Origin of the sequence: Streptomyces shinuiensis (assembly GCF_043660855.1) — a bacterium.
Classification (GTDB): domain Bacteria; phylum Actinomycetota; class Actinomycetes; order Streptomycetales; family Streptomycetaceae; genus Streptomyces.
In genome coordinates, this window is the sequence record NZ_JBIHML010000002.1 from 1 (window position 1) to 16,972 (window position 16,972).

Annotated in this window: 19 protein-coding genes; all 19 read right to left on the bottom strand. The window is 70.9% G+C overall.

All coding sequences use genetic code 11. The features are described 5' to 3' along the window. Positions 1-114: 114 nt before the first annotated feature. The gene (locus ACGRHY_RS26810) at positions 115-435 is read right to left on the bottom strand and encodes a hypothetical protein (protein ID WP_394638224.1); all 321 of its coding nucleotides are present in this window, start codon (positions 433-435) and stop codon (positions 115-117) included. A 618-nt stretch (positions 436-1,053) separates the two neighbouring features. Then, positions 1,054-1,452, bottom strand: a complete 399-nt coding sequence (locus ACGRHY_RS26815) for a hypothetical protein (RefSeq protein ID WP_394638225.1) — start codon at positions 1,450-1,452, stop codon at positions 1,054-1,056. A 222-nt stretch (positions 1,453-1,674) separates the two neighbouring features. Further along, positions 1,675-2,741, bottom strand: a protein-coding gene (locus ACGRHY_RS30295; protein ID WP_491630977.1) for an IS630 family transposase whose coding sequence is annotated in 2 segments (ribosomal slippage) — positions 1,675-2,295 and positions 2,298-2,741 — 1,065 coding nt in all. Because the reading frame shifts where the segments join, the coding sequence is not laid out codon by codon here. Positions 2,742-2,801: 60 nt separating this feature from the next. Continuing rightward, on the bottom strand, positions 2,802-3,431 hold the full coding sequence (locus ACGRHY_RS26830; protein ID WP_394638227.1) for a hypothetical protein: 630 nt from the start codon (positions 3,429-3,431) through the stop codon (positions 2,802-2,804). Positions 3,432-3,575: 144 nt separating this feature from the next. Next, complete coding sequence (locus ACGRHY_RS26835) at positions 3,576-3,866, bottom strand: hypothetical protein (RefSeq protein WP_394638228.1); 291 nt, start codon at positions 3,864-3,866, stop codon at positions 3,576-3,578. Positions 3,867-4,172: 306 nt separating this feature from the next. After that, positions 4,173-4,745 carry a hypothetical protein gene (locus tag ACGRHY_RS26840; protein ID WP_394638229.1) on the bottom strand — a complete coding sequence of 191 codons (573 nt, stop codon included), beginning with the start codon at positions 4,743-4,745 and terminating at the stop codon, positions 4,173-4,175. Between the two features lie 283 nt (positions 4,746-5,028). Further along, positions 5,029-5,490 carry a hypothetical protein gene (locus tag ACGRHY_RS26845; protein WP_394638230.1) on the bottom strand — a complete coding sequence of 154 codons (462 nt, stop codon included), beginning with the start codon at positions 5,488-5,490 and terminating at the stop codon, positions 5,029-5,031. A gap of 369 nt (positions 5,491-5,859) precedes the next feature. Further along, the gene (locus ACGRHY_RS26850; protein WP_394638231.1) at positions 5,860-6,810 is read right to left on the bottom strand and encodes a hypothetical protein; all 951 of its coding nucleotides are present in this window, start codon (positions 6,808-6,810) and stop codon (positions 5,860-5,862) included. Positions 6,811-7,218: 408 nt separating this feature from the next. Further along, the gene (locus ACGRHY_RS26855; RefSeq protein ID WP_394638232.1) at positions 7,219-8,433 is read right to left on the bottom strand and encodes a DNA cytosine methyltransferase; all 1,215 of its coding nucleotides are present in this window, start codon (positions 8,431-8,433) and stop codon (positions 7,219-7,221) included. A gap of 283 nt (positions 8,434-8,716) precedes the next feature. Beyond that, the gene (locus ACGRHY_RS26860; RefSeq protein WP_394638233.1) at positions 8,717-9,418 is read right to left on the bottom strand and encodes a hypothetical protein; all 702 of its coding nucleotides are present in this window, start codon (positions 9,416-9,418) and stop codon (positions 8,717-8,719) included. Between the two features lie 223 nt (positions 9,419-9,641). Then, complete coding sequence (locus ACGRHY_RS26865; protein WP_394638234.1) at positions 9,642-10,643, bottom strand: hypothetical protein; 1,002 nt, start codon at positions 10,641-10,643, stop codon at positions 9,642-9,644. Positions 10,644-10,846: 203 nt separating this feature from the next. Continuing rightward, positions 10,847-11,335: a hypothetical protein gene (locus ACGRHY_RS26870; RefSeq protein WP_394638235.1), complete on the bottom strand. Its 489-nt coding sequence runs from the start codon at positions 11,333-11,335 to the stop codon at positions 10,847-10,849. A gap of 242 nt (positions 11,336-11,577) precedes the next feature. Next, on the bottom strand, positions 11,578-11,961 hold the full coding sequence (locus ACGRHY_RS26875; protein WP_394638236.1) for a hypothetical protein: 384 nt from the start codon (positions 11,959-11,961) through the stop codon (positions 11,578-11,580). Between the two features lie 186 nt (positions 11,962-12,147). Further along, positions 12,148-12,627, bottom strand: coding sequence for a hypothetical protein (locus ACGRHY_RS26880; RefSeq protein WP_394638237.1), 480 nt, complete (start codon positions 12,625-12,627; stop codon positions 12,148-12,150). Between the two features lie 342 nt (positions 12,628-12,969). Beyond that, positions 12,970-13,098: a hypothetical protein gene (locus ACGRHY_RS26885; RefSeq protein ID WP_394638238.1), complete on the bottom strand. Its 129-nt coding sequence runs from the start codon at positions 13,096-13,098 to the stop codon at positions 12,970-12,972. A gap of 107 nt (positions 13,099-13,205) precedes the next feature. Further along, positions 13,206-14,111, bottom strand: a complete 906-nt coding sequence (locus ACGRHY_RS26890) for a DUF4097 family beta strand repeat-containing protein (protein WP_394638239.1) — start codon at positions 14,109-14,111, stop codon at positions 13,206-13,208. Between the two features lie 493 nt (positions 14,112-14,604). Next, entirely contained in the window at positions 14,605-15,117 is a 513-nt protein-coding gene (locus ACGRHY_RS26895) for a hypothetical protein (RefSeq protein WP_394638240.1), read from the bottom strand. Positions 15,118-15,894: 777 nt separating this feature from the next. Next, positions 15,895-16,632 (bottom strand): hypothetical protein, encoded by a 738-nt coding sequence (locus ACGRHY_RS26900; RefSeq protein ID WP_394638241.1) that lies wholly within the window; start codon positions 16,630-16,632, stop codon positions 15,895-15,897. Next, positions 16,617-16,829 (bottom strand): hypothetical protein, encoded by a 213-nt coding sequence (locus tag ACGRHY_RS26905; RefSeq protein WP_394638242.1) that lies wholly within the window; start codon positions 16,827-16,829, stop codon positions 16,617-16,619. The genes ACGRHY_RS26900 and ACGRHY_RS26905 overlap by 16 nt, the downstream gene beginning before the upstream one ends. Between the last annotated feature and the right edge of the window lie 143 nt (positions 16,830-16,972).

Genomic DNA, 16,972 nt, shown 5'->3' on the forward strand with positions numbered 1-16,972 from the left:
GCACCGCGGCCCCCATCCTCCGGAGGGCGATCGCCTGTGGTCGGGTATGGGGCCGCCCCGCTGCCCGGCGCACGGGAGACGGGGCGGATGGTTAGGTGGTAAGGGCTGGGGGAGCTACTTCGGGGCGTAGAGGGCCAGCCATGTCGGCGCGGCATGTCGCTCGGGGGTGTCTGGGAAGGCGAGATAGAACTCCAGAACCGCCAGGTGGTAGGCAGCAGGGGAGCCGAGCGGAAAGACACTGCGTCGCAATGCTCCGTCGGCTGCAACTCCTGTGATCCTGTCTTCGGCCAGCGTGTACGAGGCGGTGAGTGCCACTTCGATGTGTTCGCCAGCCGCGTGCAGCACGGGGCAGACCCGCAGGGCGTAGGCCGCACAGACCTGGTGGAGTGGGGGCTCCAGGTAGTACTGAGCGTTGATCTCGCCGATGAACGCCAACTGTGCTGAGGGCGCGATTGTCTCAGTGCACAGTCCGCACTGCCGCTGGAGCATGAACTGCCGCTGCCGGGCGGGGCACTGTTCACCGAACCTCGGTGTACCGCGACCCGGCGTGCACGGGCAGGCGACATGTCCGCCGAGTTCAGGGTCGCGGTCGACCAGGATCGATCCGTCGTCGTCGGGTTCGTACCAGGCGACGTTCGCGGGGACGGGACGTCCGGCACTGTTGCGGGGCAGGCGAGCGACAGAGGCCGGTATGGGGACGTTCCGCCATGAGGAACTCATAGGTCACTCCGGGGAGAGGAATGGATGCGGGTGCGTGCCGAAGGCGGCACGGGCGAAAGCGGTCGCGCGCAGCGCACGGGAGAAATACGTGCAGGTGGCGGCCGGGAGGAGTCACGCCCGAAGGACGGGGCGCTGGGTGGTCTCCGCTTCTCGGGGGTGGTTGTCCGTACCGTGCTACGGCGGCCAGCAAGACCCGCAAGCAGGAGTCGGCACTTCATCAGCCTCAGCGCCTCCGGAGCGCTCGCGGGGTCTAGTGCCGCAGGCGGACACGACACGAGCCCCCGGCGCCACGAGGGCGCCGGGGGCGATGTTCTGTTCTCGGAGGAGACGGGCTTAGGCGTCGAGTTCTCCGAGCTCTTCCATGACGTCGTTCAGGGCGTCCATCCGCAGGGCGTCGTCGTCGCTGTGGAGGGCGTGGAAGCTCTCGTCCCGGCGTTGCTCGGGGGTGAGGGCTTCGGCGCGGGAGCGCGCTTCGGCGTACACGGTGTCGGTGGCCGTGCAGGTGACGGAGCCAGGGTTGTTGTAGGCGAGTCTGGCGTGGACGAGGTTGAGGTGGCGCTGGGCGATGCGCAGCGCGGCGGCCGCTCCGGTGGTGGTGTAGACGGTGACGCGGGTGGGGTTGCGCGGATCGTCAACCGTCGGGGTCTGGGCGGAGCCGGTGAGATCCGGCTCGGAGGTGAGATTCGCGGCCTGGACTGCGAAGTTGCGAACGCGCAACGTGTACTTGATCATAAACGGACGGGCCCTTTCGGGAACTTGGGTGAGGAGAGGCGGCGATCAGCCGCGGCAAGGGGACCGTCGTGGCGTGGTGCGTTAGCCGGGCAACTGCAGTAGTCGGGTCAGGTGTGGTGGGCTTGGAGGCAACCGCCCCGGCCGTCGTGGAGCAGACAGCCGGGGCGGGATGGGGCGGGGCAGCGAGTGTTACTGAGGTTGAACTCGTGATGTCGTAGGGGTTCATCCGGGTCGGATGGTCAGGCCGGTCTCGGCCAGGCAGCCGTCGATGAGGTCGCTGCGGTACTGGATGTGCCGCAGGCCCCGCCGGACGCGCCGGACGAGGTGTTCGGGGGTGGTGAAGGCGGTGTTGGACAGCCATCCGCGCCGCAGCAGGGACCAGATGCCCTCGACCGGGTTGAGGTCGGGCGCGTAGGGCGGCAGGTAGAAGATGGTCAGCCACTCGTGCCTCTCGGCGAACTCGCGCAGCCCGGCGGCTTTGTGCACGTTCAGGTTGTCCCAGACGAGGACGATGGGGCCGCCGAGCTGCTGGTGAGCGGCGATCAGCAGGTCGCGGTAGTCGGTCCAGGCGAAGCTCTTGCGCCCGTCGCGGCGGCCGTCGTCGCGACGGGGCCGGTAGATCAGTCGGGACCGGTGGCCGGGTTTGTAGCAGGTCAGGGCCGCGATCGAGACCCGGCGGCGGGAGCGGCCGCGGACCCGCACCACCGGGGTGTGGCCGCGCCGGGACCAGGTTCTGGCGTGCGGCGGCGTCATGGAGAATCCGGCTTCGTCCTCGAAGATCAGCCAGGCTCCACGGGCCGCCGCGAGTCTTCCGCGCGGGGCCACGTCTCCTTGATCCATCCGGTGACGGCGTCGTCGTCGCGCTCGAGTGCGCGGCGGGCCGGGACCTGGCAGGACCAGCCGCCTCGGACCAGGAGCTTGCGCACGCCCTGGAGGGTGTAGGTGAGGTGGAAGCGCCGGCCGATGACCGTCTTGACACGGTTCAGGGTCCAGCGCTGGTCCTCCCAGCCGTGCGCGGCTGGCCCCTTGGCCAGTTCTTTCTCCAGAGTGGCGAACTGCTCCTGGCTCAGCCGCGGCAGCGAGGCCGGGCCCTGCGAGCGCAGGGCCCGCGGACCACCCTCGTCCCAGGCCCGGCGCCAGCGCTGTACCGAGCGGACGCTGACCCGCAGGTCACGGGCGATCACCGAACTCGCCTCACCCCGGGCGAACCGCTCGGCCGCCTTCAGCCGTAGCTCCTCGCGGAACTGCTGTCGTTCGGCGGTCAGACCGCCGCCTTGTGGATATCGCATCCCACCGGCATACCGCAGGGATCAAGGACCGTCAGCCCCTACGACTCCACGAGTTCAACCTCAGTAGACCGGGTCGGCGATCGCGTCGGCGTAGGGCCAGACCGGCATGTCGCGGGCGCCCTCGCAGGTCAGAAGGTCGATGAGCTCGCCGTCCTCCAGGTGGCCACCGACGTATCCGGTGGGGCTCGGAGTGCCTTGCCACCAGGAGCGAGCCAGGCCGTACGCGGCCTCCTGGGACGGCGCACGAACGAGGAACCGGTAGGTGCGCTCCTCGGTCGTCTGCATCCACATCCGGTACACCCGGCGGTGTTCGGGGACGCCCCGATCTCCCCCGGCGGTGAAGGCCGCTTTGATGGTGTGGCGGCAATGGTTGGTGTGCAGCCAGGTGATGTCGTCGCGGGTCCGGCGGTGGACGAGACGCAGGTCGTCCAGGTCGCTGACCGCAACTTGGCGGCGGGCGCGCTCCGCATCTGGAACGGAGCGCACCACGCCGGCGCGGTCCTCCCGCTGGTCAGGGTCGACGAGCGCGGTTCCAGCGCGCGGATCATAGGCGTGGACGGTGTAGCGGGTGGTCAGTCCCGTCCGGGGCTCGACGGCCGCGGCCGTTCCGATGCCGAAGGCGGTAGTGGCGGTCACGGGCCGGTCGGCCCAGGTGCAGCCGGGGTACATGTCCGGTGGTGGGGTCAACATGTGGTTGGTGTCCTTCCGTGCGGCACGCAGTCCGGGCGGGGTGCCGGGCGCGGGGATGGTGGTCAGGGCCCCGCCCGCCTGTGGCTCCGGCCCGGACTCCCGGGCCGGAGCCACAGGCGGGCGGGATAGCGTGGCGGGATGCCGTCACTGCCGCTGCCTGTGGTGACCGGCGGCGTGGGCGGTGATCCGCGCCCACTGCTCGCGGGTGACGTAGCGGCCGGGCAGGGCGCGTAGCGCGGTGAGCTGGCGGCGCAGCCGGGCGGCGTCGGCCAGGGCTTGGCGGGCCCAGGCGCGGCACTGGCTGGGCCGGTAGTAGGACAGGGGCGCGGATGCTTCCTCCCGCCAGTAGCGGGCGGTGCGCAGGGCGCGGTGGGTCTGGCGCAGGGTGAGGTCGTCCAGGTGGGTATGTGCGTAGACGGCGGTGAGGGCGGTCACGGGGTTCCTTCCGTGTCTGGGCCCACGCCAGGGGCGCGGCGGGGGTGTTTCACGGTGGTGGGGTGGGAAGGGCGAGGAGCGACGTGGCGGGCCGGGGCGGTGACATCCGGTGTGCGGGGCGTCCGTTCCGGTAGCCGGGACGCTGCCCGGCGCGGGGGCAAGTGGCGCAAGCCCGGGTCTTTCCCCCGGCCGTTGGAGAGCGGTAGGAGGGGAGCGCAGCACATGTGAGGAGGCGCGCTGCCGGGCCGTCCCGGAAAGTGGGGGCCCGGCAGCCTGGGGAGCTCGACCGCGCGTCGTGGGGCGGGGTCAGCGGTAGGAGTGGGCGTGCGCGATCAGTGCGACGCGGGCCTCGTTCAGGTGGCCGCGGGCGAGGTAGTCGCCGTGTTCGGTGCGGGTGGCCTGCTCGCGCTTGAGGCCGATGCGGCGCAGCCATGAGGCCAGGCCGGTGTCGTTCCTGCCGAGCCTGATGTGGACATACAGCAGGGTGTCGGTGACGGGCTGGCAGGTAAACACCCTCGGCTCGTTGACGAGCTCGGCGTGCGCGCGCATGGCGGGCGTCGCCGGGGCGGGCAGGGTGAACAGCCTGTCGTAGGAGAAGTGCTTCTCGGAGTCGTTGTCGGACCAGGTCCTGGCCTGTTCGGTCTGGGTCTTCGTGCCCGGGTTGGGAGGGTAGACGGCCAGGTGGTTCTGGTGCGGGTGGCCGAGGTCGAGCTGGCAGATGGCGCCGCCGCGTACGTTGTGGCACGGGCCGGGGTCGGTGCCGTCGGTCATGGCCTGGATCGCTGCTGCGGGTATGCCGAGCTCGGCGAGACGGCAGGTCAGGCGCTCGATTGCTTCCTGGGCCTGGCGGAGCTGGAACTGGGTGGGGTCGGTGGCCATGGCGGGCGTCCTTTCAAGGCGTGGCTGCACGGCTGGTGAACAGCGGTGCGGGATGGCGTGCTGTGCGGGACGCCACGCTGGCCGGAACGGCGGCAAGCCACGCAACCCCCACACGAGCGGCGAGCCCACACAGGCGGGCGGAAGCGCGGACCGGGGCCGGAGCAGACAGTGGGAAGAAGAGGGGGTACCACTCCCCCGGCCCCCGGCGTCGGGAGACGCGGGCACAACGACTCCGGCCGCCCGCATGGAACGGACGGCCGGGACGGGGTCGGGCGTGGGCGGGTCAGAGGGTGAGGAGGGCGGCCAGCGGGTTGTCCTCTTCCCAGCGGCGGCGCTGGCCCTCGGCGCGGCGGCGGCGGAGCCGGTCGGCCTCTCTCAGGTGGTGGTAGGCGGCGCGGTAGGCTCTGTGGTTGTCCCGCAGGGCGTTACCGGTGGCAGGGGCGTGGATCGCGGCGATGTCGCGGGACAGGGCGGTGGCCGCGCGCTGGGACAGTCCGCGGATGCCGTCTGCGGTGGGTTCTCCGGTGAAGGTGCCGCCGGCGGCGTAGTGGGTGATGAGGGCTTCGGCGTAGGCGGCGTGGCCGGGCTTGTCCGCGGCCGCGGCCCGGACCTGGGCGGTGAACTGTTCCCGTTCGGCCGCGTCGTGCACCCATCCCGGCTCCGGCCCGCAGATCAGGGCGGAGGCGGGTACCTGGCGGGTGCGGGCCGGAACGGGGCGGGGTGGTGCGGGGTGGTGCGGGGCCATGGCGGCGGGGCTCCTTTCGGGAAGCCGGGGCGGCGGACGTGAGGGAAGGGCTCCGCCCCGGGGCGGGGGCTACCGTGTCCCGGGCCGGGGTTAATCCGGCAACTCCCCTCCCCTGTCTGCCGACAGCTTCCACGGTCGCCAGGGGGCGGGGCCGGGTCCGTGGTGCGGCAGAGGGCGGGCGCCGTGGGAGTGTCCTTCCGTGAGGCGCGGCCCGGCCTGGGTACCGAGTCCGGTCTGCGTCGTGCGCGGAGGTTTTCCGGCCGGAGGTCACTCTCGAGACCGTCGTACCTAGACCCGCAATCCCGGGTGGCGGCCGGCGGGGCGACCGGGCCCGCTCCGGGCGGTTTGCTCGGAGCGGGGCTCGGCTGATCAGTCTGCGAGCGGAGTCGGGAAGGTGATCCGGTACAGGGCGGCGGACCTCTCGTCGGGGGCGAGCTCCCAGCCGGACGCGGCGATGTCCTCGGGGACGGCTTCGTCCATGGCCATGCGCAGCACTTCGTCGGCCCAGCCGAGGGTCTCGGTGTCGAAGGGGCCGGTGTCGTCGGCCGTGTCGATTTCGCGATCCCCGGCGAATACGGCGCACACGCGGGCGAGGCCGGTGATGTCGACCAGGGCCGAGGTCGCCTGGGGCGTTACGGCTCGGAGGATCTTGCCGACCTCGACGCCCGCAGTCCCGAGCGGGGCGTTCGGCTGGGCGTCGCGGGTGAGGCCGCACGGGCACTGGATCTCGTGCCAGTCGGAGGATTCGCCGCAGGCGCACCACCAGGAGGCGAGGCTCCAGGTCCACTCCCAGCCGCCGATCGGGTACAGGCCCTCGTCGTCGGGCTGGACGACGTTGGCCGCCGTGTCGCTGCCTTCGTCCAGGTACTGCCAGCGGATGTGTACGACGACGACACGGGCGGCGCCGCGTCCGGTGATCTTGCGCTTGCGGGCCGCCTTGCGGGCCTGCGGGGTGGCGGGGGCGATCGTGGCGGTCGCGCCCCGGCTCAGGGACCGCCAGGGGATGCGGACGGCGATGGCCAGGTCTTCCTCTGCGTCGCCTTCCTCGTCGTAGTGGCGGCGACCGCCTCCCTCGATGAGGTGGACGGTGTCTTGGCTGTCCGCGCGCCCTTCGATGACGTGGATGGTGTCGACGCAGTCGTATCCGTCCTCTTCGGCGAGGCGGAGTGTCTGAGCGGACAGTTCGTGGACCGCTTCAAGGGCGAAGTGGGGGCTCATGAAGCCGTTCCACAAGTTGGACGGGTCCAGAGTGCAGTCGAGCGGGCCGAGAATGTCGTCGATGCAGACGCGGGTGGCGATCGTCTGGCTGGTGTGCTTCACGGGTCCTTCTCTCCGTTCGCGTGTGGACACCGCCGGTGGCCGCGCCACGGCCCGGCACCCTGCGCGGGTGGCTGGGTGGAATGGGTAGCTGCGCGGCGTGGGCGGGGTCGCTGGCCGGGGGTTGGCCGGGAGGCTGGGCCGCGCGGTGGGCGCATCGGGGCGCGGAGGTGCGCGGCCCGGCGGGTGCCGATTGCCATCGGGCACCGAGGGGGTCGGTGCGGTTTCGGCTGACCACACGGTGCGGTCCGGCGGGGTTAGGACCGCAACCCCGGTGGGCGAGCAGGAGGGCACTGGGGGTTGGGTCCGGCGCAGTGGTGGTTGGACGTGGAGCGGCAGGCAGACTGGCGTCGCCTCCAGGCCGGTGGGCGCGGGGGCGGCGTGGCGTGGGGAGTTCTTCCCGAGGGTGGATCAGCGGGGCAGGACGGCCCTGACGCGCCGGGCGAGCCAGGCTGCGACGTTGACGGGGACGGCGTTGCCGACCTGCAGGCGGAGGTCGTCCTCCTCCCCGGCGAAGATGTGGTGGTCGGGGAAGCCCTGCGCCCTGGCCTTCTCGCGGTTGGTGAGCGGTCGGTACTCGCACTCGTCGATGCTCAGGTCCGCGGTGGGGCGTACGAGGTAGTGGTGGCCGCCGCCCTTGGCGGTGAGCGTGCCGATCGGGTCATCGAGCGAGCTGGCGTCGCAGTGATTGCGCAGGGTGACGATGAACGGCTTGCCGCGGTACTTCTCCAGGCCGATGGCGACCCGGTTTCGCGTGGCCGCTACGTAGGGCTTGCGGCTGCCGGTGAAGTGGTCGTAGTAGCCGTCGCCGAACCTGGAGCCGGGCACGGTGGGGTCGATGACCTCGCCGATGCCTCGGGTGATGGGCTCGACATGCGCTCCGCAGCGCACGTTGGGGCAGGCGTAGGTGTACTGCCTCTTGCGGCCGTATTCGCCGACTGGGAATTCGGGGTTCTTCTTCCAGCGCTGGACGCCTTCGACGGGTCCGCAGGTGGGGCACATGGCGTCGCAGGTCGGCCGGAGGTCGGGGAGTCCGTTGGCCTTGGCAATGTCGTTGCGAAGGAAGCACCACACCACCCGGTCCCGAGACTGAGGCAGTGGAGGAATCCCGTCGACCTTGAGGTGGGCGGCATTCACCGACGCAATGACCGGGGTGTAGCCGAGGGCTTCCCAGACGGTCAGCCATGCCTTGAACAGTGGGGAGGTGCCGAACTGGGCGACGTTCTCGCCGACGTAGGCCATGGGGCGGTGGACCTCGGCGTAGCGGACAGGCTCCCACATGGTGATGCGGGTCTGCGGCCAGTCCGGACCTGGCTTCGGGCGGCCGTTCTCGTCCAGTTCCACGGCCTTGCGCGGGGCGGCCTTGCCGCCTGCCGGGGATGCTTCCGTGCAGATCGGCGACGCGACCAGTACCTGGGCTGAGGGTACGCAGCGCATGTCGATGGTCTGTACGTCGGCCGGGTTCACGAAGAGGCCGGGCCAGTTGATGCGTGCCGTCTCCACGCTGGCCGGGTGGTGATTGGCTGCGTACAGGGACAGGAATCCGGCGTCGGTGAAGCCACGCATGTCACCGCAGCCGCCGGTGAAGAAGTGCACTGAGGTGGGGCCGTCGAACAGGGCCGTCATCGCAGCAATTCCCTTCCGAATGCGGGGTTTGGGGAGCGCGGCCTGGTTCGGCCGGGCGGTGACGGCACATTCGGCGCTGAGACACCAAGCCCCACAACCTCCCTTTCACCAGCGCGGATGGACCGTTGCCGGGCGAACCGGCTGGTGTCAGCTCGGCGGTAGACAGCGGGCGGCGCAGGGGGCGGGAAGGCCCCGCCACCTGGGGTGGCGGGGCGGTTGAGCGCGTGCCCGCGAATGCGAGGGACGCTCGTGGGCCGGCTGCCGGACTCGGAGGGGGCGGGGGTCAGGTCATGTCGCTCACGTGGGCAAGGGCGATGGCCTCGTGGCGCCCGTCGGTGTGCTGGACCTGCACGACGGCCTGGCCCTTGTCGTTGCGAGAGGTGCTGGTCAGGCGGCCGGTACCCATCTTGGTGATGACCTGGGTCGGGGAGGTGGGGCAGAACCTCCAGGGGGAGGTGGGGGCTTCGTCGAGCCACCCGTCTGCTGCCAGGGATACGTGCTCGTAGTGCGCGGCGAGCCCCTCGACCTGCGGACAGGAGCAGCTGGCGTGGACAACGCAGGTGCCTGCTTCGGTGTGACCGATGCGCACGGGCGGCGCCGCGGCCAGGCCGAGGATGTGGACTCGGTTGTGCTCGACCCGCTGCGCGAGGGCGCGGCGGTCTTCGGCCAGGGCGGACAGGGCACTGCGGATGGCGGTGTCCTGGTCGGGGGCGGGAGTTCCCAGGGTGAGGCGCTGACCGTTGACGTCACGGACGATGAACTCGGCCTCGCCGGTCGCTGGGTTGGGAGCGTGGAGTACGGCGTAGACGGCGTCGGTGAAGCCGATGTGGTCGGGCAGGCCACCGGGGAATGTGCCGGGGACGGTAAAGAACTGTTCGTCGTGGCCGAACAGCTCGCGGGTGGTGCGGTGAGTTGCCGAGCGGTAGCAGGGGCGGTCCGCGGTCAGGTGCGGGAGATCTCCGGCATTGAGGTCGGGCGCGGTCATGGTCGGGTGTCCCTTCTCGTGGCAGCCCTGCGTCTTGGCGGGGCGAGGGGATGGTGGCCGAATGGCCGGTTTAGCTCGGCAAGAGCACCAAGTGCTGGGCACCGGGGCGCTGGCTGGCTGTGGGGGGACAGCTCGTACGCGCAGGGCATGACGCCGGGCCGCGGGCGCACCTGGGGGTGCGCCCGCGGCCCGGCGGTTGCCGGTGCGGGTCGCTCGGCGGGGCTCAGACTCGGTAGAGGTCCCAGTGCCTGGCGATCCGGTTCAGGTCGTTGGCGATGTGGTTCTTCTGGCCCTCGGGGTCCTGCTGGTCGTAGTCGAGTTGTTCCGTGGTCCAGTTGTATTCGAGGACGTTGTGGACGCTGGCGATGACGTCGGCCGGGACGAGTTCCGGATCACCGACGGGTTCGGGCGTGGCCTGCGGGTCGGGTGTAGGGGTGGGCTCGGCGGTCGGCGGGGTGGTGTGGAGCGTCTCAGTGCCGCGTACGTCGACAGTCCAGCCGGCGTCGGTCAGGGTGGTTGCGATGGCTCGGGCGACCTCTTCACGGGCGTCGCGGCCCGTGGCCCGGGGAGCGGTGACGTCGATCTGCACCCAGTTGGGGCGCCAGATCACGGGCGTGGGGGTGCTGTAGCTGACGACCTGGGCCCGATCGCCGGTGTCCGGATGCTGCGAGAATCCGGCATCCTGCAGCATGCGGGTCACGCGTTCGGCGGTCGTGGCGTCGTCCGGCAGGGCGCGGAGCATTCCGTCCTCGACCCGGACCGTGCGGACTGCGGCTTCGGGGCTGGTGGGGGCCTGCCCTGTGGCGGTGTATCCGGCGGCGCGCAGCACGCTCATGGCCCTGCGGACGCGGGCGGCTGAGGCGGTAGGGAAGGTCAGGAGCGTGAAGTCGGTGAAGCCGTCATCGCCGGACTCGGCGTAGAAGAAGCCTTCGTTTCCCGTGGGGTAGCCGCTGGTGGTGAACTCTTCATGCGCCGCGAGGAGTTCGGCGACGGTGTCGGGTGCGGCCTCGGGCGAGACAGCCTGCGGTGGCACGGCGTCGACCTGGTAGTCGCCGCGGTTGATGTCGATGCCGAGGCGGATGAAGAAGTCACCGACCAGGTCGACGGTGTCGCCGCCGTTCCAGCCGCCGTCGCCGTCCTCGATGCTCTTGACTTCGCGGAAGAGACGGCTGATGGCCTGGCCTTCGGGCGTTGTCGGGTCGTACTTGAGGGTGCTGTTGGGCACGGTCTTGTCCTCACATGATGGTGGGATGTGGGCCACCGGCGCGCAGCCGTGGGGCAGCGGCGGGCCGGTGGCCGGACCGTGGTGGGCGGCGGGGCAAGCCCCGCAACAGGTGCCGCGAAGAGGCGGGCGGGGCCGTGGAGCCCTAGTCCGGAGACGTGGCGCGGCCCCGCCCTGGGGTCAGGGCGGGGCGGCGGGTGGTCGGGTCAGATGGTCAGGTCGGCTTCCCGAGCGTGCGTCGCGGCGGCTTCGACGTAGGCGCTGGCCAGGGCGGCGGCCGCGTCTCGTTCCTCTTCGTCGGTCGAGTGCTCGGCGCGGTCGAGGGCTTCTGCGGCCTGCCGTAGGTGGTGGGCGCAGTGTCGGTACTGGGAGGCGGCGGCCTTGCCGCCGAGGTCGTCCTGCCAGGAGGACCGGGCGTCGGCGATGGCAGCGAGGATGTCCAGCGGGAGGGTGACACCTGCTCCGACCAGGAGATCAGCGATCTCCCATACCTGGGAGCTGGTCGGTCCCCGGTAGGTGTCTGATTCGCCGTCCGTGTGCGGCTGCTTGCCGCCGGGATTGCCTCCGGCGCTCCGGGCGGGCCTGCGCACGGCTTCTCGGTCGGCATTGTCGAGGTCCGGGCCTCGGTCGGCGTCGTCCCGCCGAGGGCTGGTGCTCTGGTGTGTAGTGGTGCGAGTGATCTTGGTGTCGGTCACGGCGGGTGGTCCTTCAGAAGGGGCGTGGTTGGCCCGGGATTGGTGACCGGTGCTGGGGCAACCTGCGCAACCCGATGCGCTGGGTGCGGCACAGCCGTGGGCGTTGCGGATCGGGTACGGCCGGGAGTTTCCGTTCGGGCCTGCGGCAGTGGCTGTCGGGGAAGGCCGGGGAACGACGGCGGGGGCGTCCGGCCGCGGGCTTCGCGGCGGGACGCCCCCTGCGGAAGAGCTCGTTGCCTGGCTCAGCTGCCTTGGTTGAGGCGGCGCATCTCGGGGAAGTCGCGCCGGATCTGCTCATGCGCGACAGGCGGGACGGCGGGGTAGATCTTGGGGTAGCGGCGGAGCAGAACACGTTCGGCACGGGTGACGTCGTGCAGAAGCTTCAGTGCCTGGTCCTGGCTGTCGATGGGCTCGCTGTAGTGGTCACTGCTCGTGCCGGAGACGATCCACTCGGTGATCCCCTCTCCGTCGCTGCTGGAGGGGTAGTACTGGGCGGCCGCCAGGTCCTGGCCGTCGGCGTCATCGCGGCCGGGATCGACGGCGCGGGTTTCGTAGCGGTTGCGGCCCAGCTGAATCTGGACGCAGGTGCCGTGAAACAGCGGAGTGCGCTCGGTGGTGTCGCTCATGTCTCCTACTTCGGGGAGGGACGGTGCGGGTGCCGGGCCTGGGGAAGAGGGCGCCGCACGGGCGCGTGCCTCGGCAGGATGAAGGTGGTCGGCCCGTGGGCTAGCCGGGCAAGCGCCGGCGGGCGGGGGACTGCGTACGGCGGGCCCGCTCCAACGGATGGGGCAGGAGCGGGCCGGAGCAGTTGGTCAGAGTGGCGGCTCACCGATGGGGTCGGAGGGCGGCTCGTTCTCCAGGTGGCTGGTGAAGCCGTCGGTGCCGGGCCACACCGGCATGATCGACCGGATCGTGCACAGGCCATCGAGGTCGCTGTCCGGCTCGGTGGGCAGCACCAGGACGTTCCGCGCGGGCGAGGGGAGGAAGCGCGCCAGGTCGGCGAGAGTTCCCATCGCGTACCACACGCCCGGTCCACCGCGCTGCAACGTGGCACAGGTGACCACGAGTTGGGCGTGGGTGGCGTCGAACAGCTCGACCACCAGTTGGTCCGTCGAGCCTGCGGGCCGGATGAGGTAGCTCTTGAGCAGCCGCCCGCGCCCCTGCGCGAAACTGGTGTACCGGCCGAGCAGTTCGCGCCGGTCCTGCTCATAGGTGGTCACTGGCTGGTCGGCGGGGTAGTCGAAGTGCATTCCAACGGGAACCTCTTCGAGGACGGGCTTCTGTTGGTCCATGGGGATCGTCCTTCCAGGGACATGACGAGCCCACTGGTGGCTGTTCCACCTGGTGGGGCCCGTGTGGAGGCTCGCGCGGACGGAGAGGGGCGCGCGTCGCGCCCTGTCCGGGCGGGGCAATCGGGAGTGCCTGGGTGACCGTGACGGGCAGGGGTCTTAGCCGGGCAAGATGTCCGTGGCGGAAGCGAACCGGGCCCGTCCCCACCGGCGTGCGGCGGGGACGGGCCCGGAGAGGCGGTGTTGAGTCCGGCGGTGTCGCGCCGTTTCGCGGTTTGCTAGACCGGCGTCAGCGGTGGCTGATTCGACGGCGATGGGTGGTGGGCTGCGACAGAGCGCGGTTCATCAGGCAGAGGTGGGGTCGTAGAGCGAGCAGGACTTGGCGTGATGCCGGTTGGCCATTCCTCCACCGTCAGCAGGCGGGATGGCCTCCTTGCACTCGTCGCAGATCTCCGGCTCGGGCTCGTTCATCATGACTCTCCGCGTGGTGCTGAGGGTTGGTGGACGGTGGTCGCGGTGTCGCTCCACGGTAGCTGTGCTGCGTCGATCCCAGAACTGCGACCTGGTGGGGCGCGCGATGGTCAAGGGCGCCGGACCCTTCCGGAGGAGGCCGTGGCGTTGATGGTCATGTCGCGTCGGTGCGAACCGTGCAGAGTGACAGACCCGGAGGCGGAGTGAACATCGACGGCGCCGGTCGCCTCGGCGGCGATGGTGAGCGTGACGGACCCTGATGCGGCTCGTACACGAGCCCGCTGCCCGCAGTGCCGGGCGACCCTGACCGAGCCGGACGCGGCGTTGACGCTGATCCACTCGGTGACCGCGCCGATCCGCACCGATCCGGAGGCGGCCTGGATCTCCGCACGCCCTACGCTCTCCAGGCTCACCGATCCAGATGAGGCGTCGATGCGGGCTCCTGCCAGGTGGCCGTAGCTGTGCACACTACCGGAACTGGTGGTGCTGCGCAGTCCGGACCCAGCGGGCAGCAGGAGCTCGATCTCGATGCCTTGATGGCCGTTGATGACGGTGCCGCCGGTGGACGACGTGATGGTGACGCCGGAGGAGTTGATGTGCATGTCACCGACGGAGGTGAAGGAGTAGGCGTTGCCCGAGCCGGAGATGTAGGTGCTGCCGTGGCGGATGGTCCGCGACGGCGTTGTGACGCGGGGAACGGTGATGGTCAGCTCGTTGCCGTGGTGCTGGATGCGGGTGTTGCGGGCGGCCTCGGCGTACGGGCTGCTCGGGTCGGCGCAGTACACGCGGACTGTCGGCACCGACAGACTGGCGTCGACGGCGGTCCACACGGTGGCGTCCTGGGCGGTGACGGTGGCCAGCACGGGGCCGGGCTGCTGGTCGTCACCGGTGAAGGTGGCCAGTGCCTCGGAGCCGGACTGGGCAGCGCCGGAAAGCACCATGCGGTCCGGCAGCGGGGACTCGGCCTGAGCCGGAAGCTGCTGGGCGTCGCGCTTGACGGTTTCGAAGTTGGTCATTTCGGGGCCTCCCTGACAGATGGGGCGCGCTGGGGGCCGTGAACGGCCTGCGCGCCGGAGCCCGGCCTCTGGGCGAGGCGGGCGGTTGCGGTGGCCCTGGGTGGCGGGCCGGGAGGACCGTGGCGGCGGGGAGGGTTAGCGCCGCAACCACGCCGGTGGCTCCTCTACCGCCGGCCTCCGTGCCTCGCAGCTCGGGCAGTCTGCGCAGGTCCGAGGGCGGTTGGGTGGTGAGGTGCTGTGCGGTTTCATGCTGCGGGAGCGATTCCTCGGGGAATTGCCTGGCGGGTCCGCCCTGCGGGATCGAGGAGATGAGATGGCGCGCTCCGGCCGAAATGCTCCTGTCGCCGGGGCGTTGCGCCCGGCAGGTACGCATGGGTGCTGCCGTGCCCTTGGCTTGGGCCGTCGTTAGCCCCGCACGTGAGGGTTGGGCCGGGACGCCACCGGGCCGTCCTTCGCCTGGCGGCGGAGGACGGCCCGGTGGCGCGGGGTGTGGCTATGCGGTGTGGGCGTGGCTGTAGGCGGGGATGTGGGTCTCGACGCGTCCGGCGTGCTCGGGCTCGGGTTCGAGGTCGTCGTCGGTGATGATGACGTGGGGGCGCCCGGTTGCGTCGGTGACGGTGAATACGGCTTCGGTGAGTTCGTAGTCGTGCTGCTGTCCCCGCGCTTCGTAGGCGGCGTCCACGGGGTCCGTGAGGCCATCGAGGGTGGTCGCCCAGGCTGCGGTGTAGGTGTCCGGCGCGGTGTCGCTCGGGGGGATGCCCGGGATCAGGACCAGTGGCCCCAGGCTGAGCGCCTGGTCCCAGCCCGCCTCGTGCAGCGTCGCGGTGTAGGCGGCGTGCTGGTCCGCCTGGTTGTGGTTGGCGGCCGGGTCGGGGCAGTGGGTGACCGTGATGTAGGTGTCCGGGTCGGCGGTGCGCCGAACGTTCAGCTGGCGGAGGTCGTGCGCGGTGGCCAGTGCTGCGCGGACGGCCGCGATCGCGTGGTCAAGAGAGTGGTTGTCGCCCATGGTTCTCCGTTGCGTGGGTGGGTTCGTTCACCGGCCGGGATCGCCCGGCCACGGTGGACGGTCGCCGCACCGGGAGTTAGCTCCGCAATCCGAGGCGGGAGACAGTGCCTCGCTGAACGTGCGTGAGCCCGCCCGGCCGGGGTCGGCGGGGCGGGCCTTGGGGTGCTTGGTTGAGCGGGAGGGGTCAGCGGAGGGGCTTGGGCGCGGCGGGCGCCTTCGGAGCGGCCGGGGCCTTGGGCTTCGGAGCGGGGCCCTTCCGTCCCGGGCCTGCGGGCTGGCGCGCTCCCGTAGTGCTCCCTCGGCCAGGGACGCTCCCCGTCGTGTGCGCGGCGCACGGGTGTGCACCTGCCGGGGCGCCGAGCGTGGGGGCCGTGGTGCAGCGCACCGGGGAGTGGCCGGTGCCGTTGCCGGAACCGGCGAGCAGCGCGACGAGCACGAGCAGGATGGCGATGAACAGAATGGCCCCGGCGAGCGCGAGCACGGGCAGGGACGGGGCAGTTCGTGTGCGGAACATGGACGCGGTGATCCTTATCTTCACGGTGATGGGGGGCGCCGGTTCTTCCTCCAGGACCTGGTTCTGCCTGGTGCTGTCCGGCGGTGAGGACGATCGCCCGGCGGGGGCCTAGCTGGGCAACCGCGCCTATGGACGGCTCCCTCGGCGGGCCCCTGCTGCGCACTCGGCATCCGGCACTTCTCGGGACGGGCACTGGCGAGGCCCGCCCCCAGCCGGTCACGGCGGGAGCGGGCCCAGGTCGGAGGAGCGGTGCCGGGGGCGGGTCAGACCCGGATGACCGAGTGACGGCGGACGCGTACGGAGTTGTTGACGCTGGCCTGGCGGGCCTGCCCGGTCTGGCCGGGCACGGCGGGTGCTGCGCCGAGTCCGAACAGGTCGGCGAGCGCAGCCATCAGGTTTCCGGCGAACTTCTTGGTCGTGTCCATGCCGTTCGCGTCGAACACCTGGAACCCGTTGCGCTCGTCCAGGTCCCAGGCTCCGGCGGGGCGACGGCGCGGCGCGTAGCGCAGGTGGAGCGTGCCGCGGGGGCTGGCGAGTTCGATGGTGTATCCGGTGTCGGTCGCCGCCGCGATGACCTGGACGCTTCCGTCGTTGGCCTTACGCTCGGCGTGGCTGCGCATCCTGTCAAGTGATCGGCGCACCATGCCGGGCAGCTGCGCTTCGTCGGCCACCGGCGTGAGGGAGGGGACCTCGGAACGAGCGCCGGGCCTCGACAGTACGTCGGGGTCCTTCCAGATGCGCGTGAAGTCGTCCAGATCGCGGGCGAGTTCGCGAGCTGTTCCGTCGACGGTGAGGGTCGAGTTGTTCCACTTCCAGGAGCCGCGGTAGTTGCGGCGCCAGGTGAGGGTGAGTTCGACTCGCTCGCTGGTCAGGACCAGCCGGTAGTGCAGCGGGGAGGTCCGCTGGATCTCGGCGGTCTGGCCGGTTGCTTCACGTAGTTCGTTGCGTGCCGTGGTGACCTGCGCGGGCAGGATCGTGGCCTCGGTCAGGTGCTCAGGCATGTGTGCTCCAACGCGACAGTGTTCAGGTCGGTGAGGGTGGCGGCGGCTCCGGCTCGGATCAGGAGGCCACATCGGGTGCAGCGGAGAGTGTCGATGGGGTCCCAGTCGTCGCCGTCGTCGCCGGGCAGTGTGAGGACGGCTTGGAAGGAGGTCAGGGCGGGGGTGGACGCGGTTGCGAGTGCGGGTGGTTCGGGCATGGGTTCCTCCGTGGATAGACGTGCCGCGCGATGAGGTGGCAGCAGCGCTTGAGAGGTGGTCTGCTGCGGCCCATGGGCGGCGATGGAGTCGGGCCCGTTGCTGGTGGAGGGGTTCCTCCTGTGGCGGCCTGGCTGGAGTGACG